This window comes from Flavobacterium sp. 3HN19-14 (genome assembly GCF_051373205.1).
Classification (GTDB): domain Bacteria; phylum Bacteroidota; class Bacteroidia; order Flavobacteriales; family Flavobacteriaceae; genus Flavobacterium.
The window spans coordinates 2203463-2216439 of record NZ_JBPPZT010000001.1; the positions used below are offsets into that span (position 1 = coordinate 2203463).

At 41.8% G+C, this 12977-nt stretch carries 8 protein-coding genes and 4 pseudogenes; 5 read left to right on the forward strand and 7 right to left on the reverse strand.

The genetic code is table 11. From position 1 onward, the window contains the following. Window positions 1–181: 181 nt before the first annotated feature. The 7 genes and pseudogenes from ypfJ to panB all read right to left on the reverse strand — a co-directional run bounded on the left by ypfJ (window position 182) and on the right by panB (window position 10512). A pseudogene (gene ypfJ, locus ACSLFW_RS11915) lies at window positions 182–1026 on the reverse strand (KPN_02809 family neutral zinc metallopeptidase). Window positions 1027–1036: 10 nt separating this feature from the next. Further along, a complete protein-coding gene (locus ACSLFW_RS11920; protein WP_436555929.1) occupies window positions 1037–5017 on the reverse strand; it encodes a PAS domain S-box protein in 3981 nt (1326 codons plus the stop codon). Window positions 5018–5158: 141 nt separating this feature from the next. Then, window positions 5159–6004 carry a hypothetical protein gene (locus ACSLFW_RS11925; protein WP_436555930.1) on the reverse strand — a complete coding sequence of 282 codons (846 nt, stop codon included), beginning with the start codon at window positions 6002–6004 and terminating at the stop codon, window positions 5159–5161. Window positions 6005–6069: 65 nt separating this feature from the next. Continuing rightward, window positions 6070–7396, reverse strand: a pseudogene (locus ACSLFW_RS11930) (aldehyde dehydrogenase). A 31-nt stretch (window positions 7397–7427) separates the two neighbouring features. Beyond that, window positions 7428–8768, reverse strand: a complete 1341-nt coding sequence (locus tag ACSLFW_RS11935; protein ID WP_436555931.1) for a hypothetical protein — start codon at window positions 8766–8768, stop codon at window positions 7428–7430. A 113-nt stretch (window positions 8769–8881) separates the two neighbouring features. Next, entirely contained in the window at window positions 8882–9577 is a 696-nt protein-coding gene (locus ACSLFW_RS11940; RefSeq protein WP_436555932.1) for an RluA family pseudouridine synthase, read from the reverse strand. Between the two features lie 117 nt (window positions 9578–9694). Continuing rightward, a pseudogene (gene panB, locus ACSLFW_RS11945) lies at window positions 9695–10512 on the reverse strand (3-methyl-2-oxobutanoate hydroxymethyltransferase). Window positions 10513–10942: 430 nt separating this feature from the next. Here panB and ACSLFW_RS11950 point away from each other — a divergent pair. The 5 genes and pseudogenes from ACSLFW_RS11950 to ACSLFW_RS11970 all read left to right on the forward strand — a co-directional run bounded on the left by ACSLFW_RS11950 (window position 10943) and on the right by ACSLFW_RS11970 (window position 12763). Then, the gene (locus ACSLFW_RS11950) at window positions 10943–11788 is read left to right on the forward strand and encodes a sensor histidine kinase (RefSeq protein ID WP_436555933.1); all 846 of its coding nucleotides are present in this window, start codon (window positions 10943–10945) and stop codon (window positions 11786–11788) included. Then, a complete protein-coding gene (locus ACSLFW_RS11955) occupies window positions 11778–12056 on the forward strand; it encodes a sensor histidine kinase (RefSeq protein ID WP_436555934.1) in 279 nt (92 codons plus the stop codon). Before ACSLFW_RS11950 ends, ACSLFW_RS11955 begins: the two co-directional genes overlap by 11 nt. Then, window positions 12049–12228: a response regulator gene (locus ACSLFW_RS11960; RefSeq protein ID WP_436555935.1), complete on the forward strand. Its 180-nt coding sequence runs from the start codon at window positions 12049–12051 to the stop codon at window positions 12226–12228. Before ACSLFW_RS11955 ends, ACSLFW_RS11960 begins: the two co-directional genes overlap by 8 nt. A gap of 49 nt (window positions 12229–12277) precedes the next feature. After that, window positions 12278–12334 (forward strand): annotated as a pseudogene (locus tag ACSLFW_RS11965) (hypothetical protein); the annotation flags it as partial. Between the two features lie 42 nt (window positions 12335–12376). Beyond that, window positions 12377–12763, forward strand: coding sequence for a winged helix-turn-helix domain-containing protein (locus ACSLFW_RS11970; protein ID WP_436555936.1), 387 nt, complete (start codon window positions 12377–12379; stop codon window positions 12761–12763). The last annotated feature ends 214 nt before the right edge of the window (window positions 12764–12977 follow it).

Below are 12977 nucleotides of genomic sequence, written 5' to 3' on the forward strand. Positions count from 1 at the left end.
ACTAACCGGCGAAGCGCATCAGCGAACCGCCGAGGAAGTTTAACTAACGGGCGATGATGTTATTTTAAACCAGAAGTTAATTGAAGCAGGATCTGCGACAGGGGTAGCAGCGGCATCCTTTCTCGCGCTCCTTTAGCGCGTGGGCAGCTACAGCGGATAACCCGGCCGTTCGCCCAAAAAACTAAAGCCCTAAAGTTTCAAAGGTATTGCCTTGCTTGATATCACCGGTTTCAAAGCCTTTTTTGAACCAGTACATCCGTTGTTGTGAAGTGCCGTGGGTAAAGGAATCAGGTGTGACTTCACCTTGTAGTTTCTTTTGTAAAGCATCATCGCCAACGGCATTGGCTGCACTTAACGCTTCTTCGATATCTCCTTCTTCAAGGATATTTTTCATTTTCTGGTCGTGGTGCGTCCAAACGCCGGCGTAAAAATCGGCTTGCAATTCTAAGGCGACAGAAAGTTTGTTGGCTTCGGTTTCAGAGGCGTTTTGCTGCATGCGGTTCACCTTTTGGGATGTGCCCAGAAGGGTTTGTATGTGATGCCCGACTTCATGCGCGACAACATAAGCCACTGCAAAATCTCCGCCTTTAGCGCCGAATCGGGATTGTAATTCCTGAAAGAAAACCATATCCATGTAAACGGTCTGGTCTTCAGGGCAGTAAAACGGACGGCAGCAGAAGTCGCACTGCCGCAACCGGTATCAACATTATTGCTGAACAGCACTAGCTTCGGTGCGGTATATTGCACATTATTATCAGAAAGGATTTTCGCCCACACATCTTCGTTGTCTACCACAAGCGCGTTGATGAAATCGCCTTCCTGCTTTTCTTCGGTGGTGAGTTCGCGGGTTTGGGTTGGAGAGGTCTGCTGTAACCCGTCGATTAATTGCTCGGGATCGCCGCCCATGAGCATATTGACAACGAGTATAATCACACCGATGATACCGCCTCCGGCCACTATTTTTCCGCCAGACATGCCTCTTCTGTCCTCTACATTATCGCTTTGTCTTCTTCCTGACCATCTCATAGTTTCTTTTTTATGCTGTTTCTTTTTTTATCCATTTCTGGATGACATCTTCTATCGTGCCTTTAATGATTGGTTTGGTGACATAATCATTCATCCCGGCTTCAAGGCAACGGTCTTTTTCTTCTTTAACGGTTCCGGCGGTGAGGGCGATGATTGGCGTTGCTGCGCCGATTGGCAGCTTTCGGATTTCCTGAGTGGCTTCGTAGCCGTTCATGAGCGGCATTTGGATGTCCATAAAAACGAGGTCGGGCGACAGGTTTTTGAATGCTTCGACAGCTTTTTCGCCATTATTGGCTTCAGTAATCGAGGCGTTCGGCAGGATATTTTTGATGATGGTTTTAATCAGCAGCATGTTGATTTTATTGTCTTCGGCCACTAAGATTTTAAGATTTTCGGCAAGGCTGAAATTTGCAGGCATATCGTCACTATTTGTCGCTTCTATAAAGTTAGGGTAATTTCCGGGTTCATAAACGGTCTCTTTTGAAGTATTTAACACAACGTCAAAATAAAAAACGCTTCCTTGTGCAATTTCACTTTCGAGCTGCAGACTGCTGTCCATCAAGCTTAACAATTGGTTGGAAATGGTGAGGCCGAGTCCGGTGCCGCCAAATTTGCGGGTTGTCGAATTGTCTTCCTGTGAAAAAGCCTTGAAAATTTTCTTCTGGTTTTCTTTTAAAATCCCGATTCCGGTGTCCTTGACTGAAAACCGGAGGGTGTTTTTCGTTTCGGATATTTTTCTTTGCAGCATGACTTCGAGCTCTATTTTGCCTTTTTCTGTGAATTTCACGGCATTGCCAAGCAGGTTGATGAGAATTTGCTTGAGTCTTACAGCATCTGTCCAGACATATTTAGGAACTTCAGGCGCGATGGTCAATTCGAGTTCAATTTTTTTCTGTGAAGATTCAAATGAAATCAGGTCGATTACCTGCTGCAGCACTTCGACGACGTCATATTTATGCACGTCGAGATCGAGTTTTCCGGCTTCAATCTTTGAGAAATCAAGAATATTATTGATGATGTCGAGCAATGAATTGGCCGATTGGTTGATGGTAACCATATATTTTTCCTGGATATTCTCGAGATTGGTCTTCATCAGCAAATCGGTAAATCCGATGATCCCGTTGAGCGGCGTGCGGATTTCGTGGCTCATATTCGCCAAAAATTCCGATTTTGCTTTGTTGGCGGCTTCGGCCAATTCTTTGGCTTTGATAACGGTTTCGGTTTGTTTTCTCTCAGTAATATCGATAAAAATGCCTTCGATGAATGCAATTTTATTATCAATGATAATGGTGTCGCCAAATTCTTCAACCCATACGAATTCTCCGTTTTTGCGCTGGATGCGGTACGACATGTTAAAAGCGCGCCGGCTGAAAAGCGAATGATTGATCTGGTTCATCACGCGTTCGCGGTCTTCATGATGGATGAGTTTTCGATAACTTATGTTACCTTTGAGAAAATCCTTTTTGCTGTAACCGGTCAGTTTTTCAATCTGGTCGTTGATATAGATTGTCGACCAGTTTTCGTCATTTTTAGACAGATAAACGGTTCCCGGAATGTTGTTGGCGAGCAATTTGAATTTTTCCTCACTTTCATAAATGATATTTTCGTTGAGGTTTCTTTCGATTGCAGAAGCGATGTTGTTGGCTAATGTCTGCAAAATATAAACTTCATCTTCGGTCCAGATGCGCTCATGGCTGCACTGGTCAAAAGCGACAAATCCGGTGAATATGTTTTTCTGCAGGATTGGCAATATCAGTACAGATTTTACTTCTGCGTCAATCAGCAATCTTTTGAAAAAATTATCCTCAAGTTGTGATGTGATGGCAATAAATGGCCGCTTCAGGTTGGTTGTAATCTGGTATAATTGCTCATGCGTGAATTTCTGCAACTCAACAATTCTTGGCGTTAAGACAGGATTTGTCCATTTGAATTGCTGGCTGATGAGGTTGGTTTTCGGATCGTTGGAATAATAGTAAACATGGTCGGCATTGGTTGCTTTTCCAAAGATTTCAAAGGTTTCAAGGAACATTTCCCGCGCATCGCTTTTGAGCAGGAATTTATCGGTACACAAAGACATGCACGAAAGCAATTCGCTTTTATAAGCCAGTTTTTGTTCGACAGTTTTTCTTTTCTGGGCTTCGATGGCAAGCGAAATAATATCGGCGATTGAACGGATAAAACTGATGTCTTCGTTATCGAAATTTCGTTTTGTAGTACTTTCAAAACACAGTATTCCGGAAATCGTTCCGTTAATGATAATGGCCACATCGAGCAATGAAAGTATGCTGTTTTTTGTAAAATAATTGTCCCGGAATTCCTTCGTTTCCCTGTGATTGTGGGCATCAGAGGCGATAATGAGCTTGTCATTTTCAAGCGCGCGAAAATAAACCGGATAATCTGATTTATAAAAAACCTGTCCTTTTGAAAATGCATTGGCGGGCAAATCATACAAACACAGGCAAGTGATATTTTCGGGCGTATAATCCCAATAACTGACGCGTTCTGCGGCAGAATGTTTTGCAACACTCTTGAGTATTAGCTGCAATATCGCCGTAAGGTCTTTCTGGTTGGAATAATTGGTTGTAGAAAGTTTATTAATCGTGATATTGTATTTTTCAATTTTTTTCTGGCGCGAAAGGTTTTCAGATTTCAGGTTCTTTACTTTTGTGATATCACGCGCGATTCCGGAATAGCCGATGATCTCACCAACGCTGTTCCGACGGGCGATTACGCGTTGCGAGACCCAGATTTCCTCGCCGTTTTTCTTATGCATCGGAAATTCGACGGTCGGAAAATCATTTTCATTTTCAGTCAGGTTTTCATACAATTGCGTCACATCGTCGACGAAATCGGCACGCACAAAATCCTTGTAGTTTTTACCGAGAATTTCTTTCATTTCAAACCCGAGAAAATGTATCGTGAATTCGTTTACGAACGTAAAATCGCCGTCGTCATTGACTTCAAAAATGATATCTGTTGCTGTCTGGATGAGATTCCGGTACTGGTTTTGTATTTCAATCTGGTCTGTTACATCCTGCCCAATCCCGATAATCAGGTTTTCGTTGTATTTTTTGTCTTTCCATTGGATGAATTTGTATTCGCCGCTGCGGCATTTGAGCTTACGGATATAAAGCCTTTCATCGACGTAATTGTCGTGGTACCTTTCGCCAATGAATTCAGGGTCTTCGGTAAGTTTCCAGAAATTCATGCCCATGACTTCCGCAGGTTTGTACCCTAAAATCGAAAAAATACTGTCGCTGCAATAAGACAATTCACCTTTTTTATTCGTTCCGAGGATAAGCGAGTTCCCGCGGTTGACGATTTCATTTGCGAACAGGAATTTGTCCTGTGAATTCAATAAAACGGTGTGCCGGATATAGTGGATGACAAGAATGAACAGCAATGAATACAAAACCGTAATCAGCACATGCACTTCGAATTGCCCGAGTTGGTACATCATCAGGAAAAAAACTGCAAAAACGGCGACAAAAAGCCAGTAACTGCGCAATGTTTGAAATATGCTTGGCGCGAAGAAAAATATTATAAGAAATTCAGCAAATGTGACGAGTTCAAAAGGCGATGTAGTCAATTTATATACCGTGAAAAAAGCAAGGCAGATATAGTTTACAATGAATATGGTACGGAAATGGTTCCTGAGAAATCTTATTTTCGAATGAAAGAAATAAATAAAAATAAGGATGATGCCGATTGCCGAATTAACCAGGAATTCACTTTGCCTGCGGCCGTTAAAAACTTCGAGGAATAATTCTGTAAACGGAAACATCGTACCGAAAAACAGCAAATACATGCGGTATTGTTCGGTTTCAATCTGGTTGATTTTATAGGAAGAAACAAATTCCCTTTTCGCATAGGAAATTTTCCTGAAGATGGTCAGGAATATCACACAGAGCAGGCAAAATGAAATGAAAATCACCCACCACTTGTTGTAAAATGGAATTGCTGCAAATAAAAAATTATATACTTTGTTCATATAATTGATTCTAGATTCGCATAAACCAAATCAAATAGTCTAGTAAATATAGCCAATATGCCAATACACTCGCTATTTGCATTCAAAAAAAATCCCGCAGTGATAAAAATCCTGCGGGATGAAATCTTGTTGTGAATTTATTTATTCGAAACGGCTGTCCTCGCTAAAACCAATTTCGTCCATTTCGTCGACTTCGTCAATATCTACAGCGGTGCGATAAGCAATATATTGGAAAGAATAAATGATTGGCATCGTAAAAAACACTCCGATGCACAAGCCGATTATTCCCAGACACGCACAAATAAATACGATTATAGAAAGAAATAATATCACCCAGAATCTTTTTATTACAAGCATCATGCTGCCTTTGATGGCCTCGCTTGCGCTGAGTTTTCCGAAAATGATGAGTGGAATTGAAAATAGCATCAGTAACCAAATCACCGCACCTAAAACAGCATTCAGCAGCGCAAACGGAATGATATAATCCATCGGAAAATCGCTGTACAAACGCACCATATCAAAAGCTACCTGAAACGCCTGGCTGAACAACGATATGACCAACGATGCAATGAACAGGTTTTTGAAATGCCCGGATTTATAATGTTCAAATGCTGTAGCGAAACTAAATTCCTTATAAGTTTCGGCATTGTGCGCCATCTGCAATACTCCGGCAGTTACCGGCGCTACAAAACCTGCGGTAAGAATCGCTACGCCGACTTTTGAAATTAGTGAAAATGCTGTGAGGCTGCCGGTATCAACAGTTGTTCTCCAACCCGTCAAATCTCCCGACATAAAAGTAGCCATGCCCAATATTGCGCTGAGTCCGGTAGAGATAATCAGAAGGATGATTACAAAAACAAGCATGACGACGCCGCCCAAAAGCGCGATTTTCTTGTAATTTTCAAAAGTTTGTTCAAATACCTGCCCGAAATTGAATTCGTATCCGTGGCTTTTTATTTCAATTAATTTTTCCTGTGTGGTTTTCATTGGTGTGGTTTAGTTGTGCAATAATAATAAATGTTGCGGAGAAATTTAAGAATCAATCCGAAAACCTAAATCCATTTGAATAATCTGCGGATGAGTTTGAGTTTCTTCTTGTAAGGCGCGTAACGAATCGTGATATCGAGCCAATTGGCTTTTTTAACAATTGCTTTCTTGTGTGAAAATGTATCGAAACTCGCCTTGCCGTGGTAAGCGCCCATTCCTGAATGCCCGACGCCGCCAAACGGAAGCCTGTTATTGCTGAAATGAATTACGGTGTCGTTAACGCAGCCACCGCCGAATGAGAAATTCCGGATCATCGTTTCGGCAAAAATGGTATCGTCGGTAAAAACATATAATGACAGCGGTTTTTCATATTTCGAAATGATTCTTTTTAAATCAGTTTGGTTATCGTAAGTCAGTATTGGCAGTATTTGCCCAAAATTTCTCCTTTCATTAAATCGCTGTCAACATCATTTTCATCAATCAGGGTAGGAGCGATGTACTTTTCCTCTTCGTTGGATGCGCCGCCGGCAATTACCTTAAAGGGAACAATCATTTTCGTAAGCCGTTCCCAGTTTTCTTTGTTGATGATGCGCGCAAAATCCGGAGAAAGTTCCGGGTTTTCACCATAAGCTTTTGTGATTTCTTCCTGAAGCAGTTGCACAAATTTATGCTTCATATTGCTTTGCACCAAAATATAATCAGGTGCGATGCAGGTTTGCCCGGCATTGATGAATTTTCCCAGACGATTCTTCTTGCGGCCAAAGGCAGGTTTGCTGTTTGGTCAACGATACACGGATTTTTTCCTCCTAATTCCAATGTAACAGGCGTCAGATTTTCAGCAGCGGCTTTGGCTATGATTTTTCCAACATTCACGCTTCCGGTAAAAAAAATGTAATCCCAGCGTTTTTTGAGTAAATCCTGCGCCAGTGCCGCATCGCCTAAAACTGCCAAAACGTGCTGCACTTCAAAAGTTTCGCGGATGATTTTAGCAATGATGGAAGAAGTCGCCGGCGTATGTTCAGAAGGTTTTAACACGACCGAGTTTCCTGCCGCAACCGCCGCAATCATCGGGCACATCGCCAATTGAAACGGATAATTCCACGGCGCAATGATCAGGACTTTTCCGTAAGGTTCGCTGTAAATGTAATCCCTTGAAGGAAAATTGAGCAGCGACGGAAAAACCTTTTTCGGTTTCGCCCACGAATTCATGTTGTTGAGCGTGTTTTTCAAATCAGAAATCACATAAGAAGTTTCGGTCATGACAGCCTCGAAAGCCGGTTTGCGAAAATCCTTATACAAAGCCTCCACAATAGCATCTTCGTGAAGCATGATATTGTGGAGTAGCTTTATAAGTGTCTTTTTCCTGAAATTGATGTTGTTCCTGTAATCCATTTAAGAAATAAGATGTTTTTTGGTGTATGGATTATAAAAACCCGAAGCGGTAACCGAGGTAAGCGTCGGCTTGTTTTCCGTCGCCGATGGCTGTCAGCACAGAATTTGAACCGAGATAAAATCCTGCAAGCCTGAATCCGAAACCGGCGGTTGTTCCTGAAATTTCGTTAAATGAAACCGGTAAAAATGCTTCAAAGAAGCTGATGTTCACACGCGGCGTGATGGAGAAAATATTCTGTGACGCTACCTGGTCGTTTTTCTCGTCTTTGTTCATTTTCTGTTGTAAGAACAGCGTAACATTTAATGTTGGCAGGATGTTGTAATCTGCGTAAAGGTTTAAAACGGTTGGTAGTTTTACTTTGAAATTGGTTTTTTCCGGAGATGATTTATCCAAAAATCCTCTGGTAATCAAAACTTCCTCAACATCTGAAAGACTTTCGGAATCATTAAAATCATTCAGATTTAACCTATCTGTACCCGTGATACTCAATTGATAATCTGTTGACGAATTTTTATCTGATTTAAACGTCATGCTTCCCATATTTTTTACGGCAAGTCCGACTTTTAATTTATAACCGCTTCCGGATTTCAATTGGTAATCGAAACCAATATCGCCCGCCATTCCTTTAAGATTGCCAAAAAGTGAACTTGTATAATCGCTTGTATCTGTAAAATTGTCTGCAAGGCTTCCGGAATAGGCAACATTCAGGTTGGCACTGGCATTAGAAAGGTATGGCCCGCCCGGCTCATAGCTGATGGTTCCGTTGAATTGTGAAGCACCGAAGTTGGCATAAGAACCAGGAAATAGTAATTTCAGCGTCAGTCCCGCATTAAATCTATGCTTGTCATTTTCGTAAATCTTTCTCGCTGCGGAGAATCCAATTTCGCCCCAAGTCGTCGCGTTGATACGCTGGTTTCCTGAATTTTCAATGATATTTGCTGCAGTTTGCGCATCGATATCGCTATCTCCTACTAAAGCGCGTCCTAAATCGGAATTTACACCAATTACGTTGGCAGTAACGTGCGCTCCTGAAGTGACTGCAAATCCCCAACCTAATGCTTTAAACGCTACGCCTGGCAAAGCAAGCTCTGCATTGGTTGTGAAATCAACCGCTTTGCTACCAGAAAACATCAAATCTTCAACATCTTCGCCATTTACCAAATCGCTGAAACCCACCTTGTTGCTCGAAGCGTTCACGCTTAAACCGAACAACTGGATCTCAACCCTGCTGCCGAGGTTGGCAAATTCTGACGGATTGACGTTACCATTAAGAATCCCGACCCTTTTTGAAGTACTGATTGCCGAAAAATGTTCCTGCGCCATCGCGGGCAGGACAAATGCAGTGCAAAGTAATAAAGTAATTTTTTTCATGTATTTAGTTTTTTGAGTTAACCAAATATACAAAATTAGTGTTCAGTATTCAGTTTTCGGTATTCAGTTTTTTGAACACTGATTTGGGTTCACTGAATACTGAATACTGACTACTATTTCTCAACAGCTTTCCAAATCACATCATCAGGAACCGGCGCGACAATGGTCAGATTTTCCTTTGAAACAGGATGCGTGAAATTGAGTTTTCGGGCGTGCAAATGAATACCGCCATCTGGATTACTGCGGTCGAAGCCGTATTTCAAATCGCCTTTAATCGGACTTCCAATGGCAGACAATTGTGCGCGGATTTGGTGGTGCCGTCCGGTATGGAGATTGATCTCAAGCGCAAAATAACTATTGAGTTCACTAATGATTTTGTAATCGAGGCTGGCGATTTTACTGTCAGGCACTTCTTTTAAATGCGCTTTCGAAGTATTGTTTTTTTCGTTCCTCTTGAGGAAATGCAAGAGTTTGTCTTCGTTTTTTGGCGGTTTATTTTTTACGACTGCCCAATACGTTTTTTGGGTTTCGCGGTTTTTGAAAAGCTCGTTTAATCGCGTTAATGCTTTGGAAGTCCGTGCGAAAACTACAATTCCGGTTGTCGGGCGGTCAAGCCGGTGCACGACGCCCAAAAATACTTCGCCTGGTTTGTTGTATTTGTCCTTGAGGTATTCCTTTACAACGTCTGAAAGCGGTTTGTCCCCGGTTTTATCGCCCTGAACAATGTCGCCTACGCGTTTATTGATAACAATGATGTGGTTGTCTTCGTGGAGGATTTGCAGGTTTTCTTTCGTAGAAATGATTTTCAATTCTTGAATTGTTGTGTATTGCGTCATTGCGAGGTACGAAGCAATCTGTTGAAGTTAATAGTTATGTGAAAAGATTGCTTCGTGCCTAGCAATGAAAATGTTTTTTAGAAATTTTGTTTAGTATTGCTCCGATGCATTCGGGAAATCCTTCGATTTCACATCATTCACATATTTTCCAATAGCGCCTGTCATCTGCGCATATAAATCCAAATACCTTCGTAAAAAGCGCGGACTGAATTCATTATTCATTCCCAACATATCGTGAATCACCAAAACCTGTCCGTCAACACCGCCACCGGCACCGATTCCGATCACGGGAATGGAAATGCTTTTGGCGACTTTCTCTGCTAAATGCGCCGGGATTTCTCCAAAACCAATGCAAAACAGCCTAGTTTTTCGAGTAATTTCGCATCTTCGAGCAATTTTTCAGCCTCGGCATCTTCTTTGGCGCGAACGGTGTAAGTCCCAAATTTATAGATAGATTGTGGTGTCAATCCCAAATGCCCCATCACCGGAATCCCGGCATTCAATATCTTTTTGATGGAATCCTTGATTTCGCTGCCGCCTTCGAGTTTTACGGCATGGCCGCCGCTTTCCTTCATAATCCTGATAGAAGAGCGCAACGCTTCTTTTGAATCAGATTGGTAACTTCCGAAAGGGAGATCTACGACTACGAGTCCGCGCTCAACTGCCCTCACTACCGACGACGCATGATAAATCATCTGGTCGAGCGTAATCGGCAAAGTTGTTTCGTGACCCGCCATAACATTCGACGCAGAATCACCGACTAAAATTACGTCAACGCCTGCGGTGTCTACGATTTTCGCCATCGTAAAATCGTAAGCAGTAAGCATCGAAATTTTCTCGCCATTGGCTTTCATGTCAATCAGCGACTTGGTCGTAATTCTCTTGTAATCTTTTTTGGCTACAGACATAGTGTGTTTTTTGGAAATGTAAAAGTAGTGAAAAGTCAAAAGTCAAAAGTCAAAAGTCGAAATAACTTGATTTACAACTTAAGGATTTCAATGATTGATTACGTTTTAGGCGTTTTTAGCGGATATGGGATGTGGTTAATTTTAATCGAAAGTTTAACAATTTCTACGGCTTTCCCGTAATACAACCGATTGATAAAATTTGTATTTTACCTTCAGGGAAGGGGTTGTAGCATCCCTACGAAAAATATGAAAATCTTGGTTACGGGTTGCCCGTAAAAATTGTTAAAGTTTTTTAACTGACCCGGTTTATTTTCTTCTAAGTTCAAGATGTGCGGCACATTTCTTTATAAAATCTTTATACTGTAAGCCACTAATATTACAAAATACTTACAACTTATAATTTAACTTTGTCCCATCAAATAACAGCATTTTGAAACAGTTTTTAAAACATACAAAAAAACAAAATCAATACTTAGTTAGCTTATTTTCTGTCGGATTGGTTTCGATTTTGTGCTTGTTGATACGGGATTTGGTCGATTACAAAGTCGTCGGTTATGTGTTACTCGTCGTAGTTTCGCTTTTGGCGATTTTCCTCGAAATCCTTCCGGTTTTGCTTGCCGCGATAATCAGCGCGCTCACACTCGATTTTTTCTTCATCAAGCCGTATTACAATTTTCATATTGACAAAGCCGAAGACGCATTATTACTGCTGATGTTCTTCGTCATCGCGCTCATCAACGCGGTACTGACGTACAAAATCCGCAAAGCCGAACAAATCGTTCAGGTAAAAGAAGCGCGGATAAGCACAATGAAATTGTACAACACATTATTAGATTCGCTTTCGCATGAATTGCGCACGCCAATCGCCACGATCATAGGTTCAGTTGGAACTTTACAGGGAAAATCAGTCAATCTTTCAGAAGCGAATAAAGCCGGATTGCTGTCAGAAATGGAAAAAGCCGCACTGCGCCTCAACAATCAGGTAGAAAATCTCCTTAATATGTCCCGACTGGAATCGGGTTATATCCAGCCGAAAACCGATTGGTGCGACATTCGAGAATTGGTCTACAATGTGCTTTCAAACCTCAATGAAAACCTGCAACAGCACAAGGTTTCGGTGAAATCTAACGATTATTTGCCTTTATTTAAACTGGATTATGGACTGACAGAACACATCATTTATAATCTTATTTATAATGCATCGCTTTACACACCGAAAGGTGCCGCAATTGCAATCGAAATCAAGTTCAATCCTGACGTTCCGGATGGAATATGAACCGGATAAAATCATGACCTGTGTTATCTCGATTGCCGACGACGGACACGGTTTCCCTGAAGCTGAAATCGAAAAAGTATTCGATAAGTTCTACCGCCTGCAACATTCGAAAACAGGCGGCACCGGACTCGGATTGTCCATCGTAAAAGGTTTTGCCGAAGCGCAGGGCGGAAAAGTTTCGCTCGAAAACAAACCCGAAGGCGGCGCGATTTTTACAATTTATTTCCCCGCAGCTGTCATGCACACTAAAAATATTGGAAATGAATAACGCCGTAATTTTAGTCATAGACGACGAAAGCCAGATAAGGAAACTGCTCGAAATCACACTCGAATCGAACGGTTACAAGACGATTTTTGCCGCAACCGCGAAAGAAGGCATCGCGATTGCCGCCAATCATCCACCGGATTTGATCTTATTGGATTTCGGGCCTGCCGGATGACGACGGACAAAACGTACTTGTCAATCTTCGCGAATGGTTCAGCAATCCAATCATCATCCTGTCTGTCAAAAGTACCGAAGACGAAATCGTAAAAGCGCTGGACAATGGCGCGAATGATTTCCTCACGAAACCTTTCCGCACCCAGGAATTGCTGGCGAGAATCCGCACCGCATTGCGCAACACATTCGAACAAAAGGCAGAACCAATTGTCAATTTTGAAGATATTTCAGTCGATATGGCGGCAAGGATTGTAAAAGTCAAAGACATAATTATAAAGCTCACTGCAACAGAATATGCATTATTGTTGCTGTTGATAAAAAACGAAGGCCGTGTGCTGACGCATCAATATCTGCTGAAGGAAATCTGGCGAGCCTCCCTACCACGACCAGACGCAATACCTCCGGGTTTTTGTCGCGCAACTGCGAAAGAAGCTCGAAGCCGATCCAAACAGGCCGCGCCACATCCTGACGGAATCAGGAATAGGATACCGCTTCCGAACGGATTGAAACTTAAGATTAAAATATTGAACCATTAAGAAATTAAGTTGCATTAAGCTAGCTACTTAATGAACCTTAATCCGTTAATGGTTTAAAAAAAAAACTGAATTTTTACTGAAATATAGCCATTGCAGGTTCCTGAAACTTGCGATACAGATCTCCCATGCCTTACAATCACTTCAATTTCTCACAGATTAACAAATCAAATTAAATTTAAATCTTTAAAAAATGAACAAATCAACCCTTCACAAA

What these genes read in the sequence shown, in the direction of transcription:
- ACSLFW_RS11920 (WP_436555929.1), bottom strand. Translation starts at nt 5,017, where the DNA reads ATGAACAAAGTATATAATTTTTTATTTGCAGCAATTCCATTTTACAAC.
- ACSLFW_RS11925 (WP_436555930.1), bottom strand. Translation starts at nt 6,004, where the DNA reads ATGAAAACCACACAGGAAAAATTAATTGAAATAAAAAGCCACGGATAC.
- ACSLFW_RS11935 (WP_436555931.1), bottom strand. Translation starts at nt 8,768, where the DNA reads ATGAAAAAAATTACTTTATTACTTTGCACTGCATTTGTCCTGCCCGCG.
- ACSLFW_RS11955 (WP_436555934.1), top strand. Translation starts at nt 11,778, where the DNA reads ATGGAATATGAACCGGATAAAATCATGACCTGTGTTATCTCGATTGCC.
- ACSLFW_RS11960 (WP_436555935.1), top strand. Translation starts at nt 12,049, where the DNA reads ATGAATAACGCCGTAATTTTAGTCATAGACGACGAAAGCCAGATAAGG.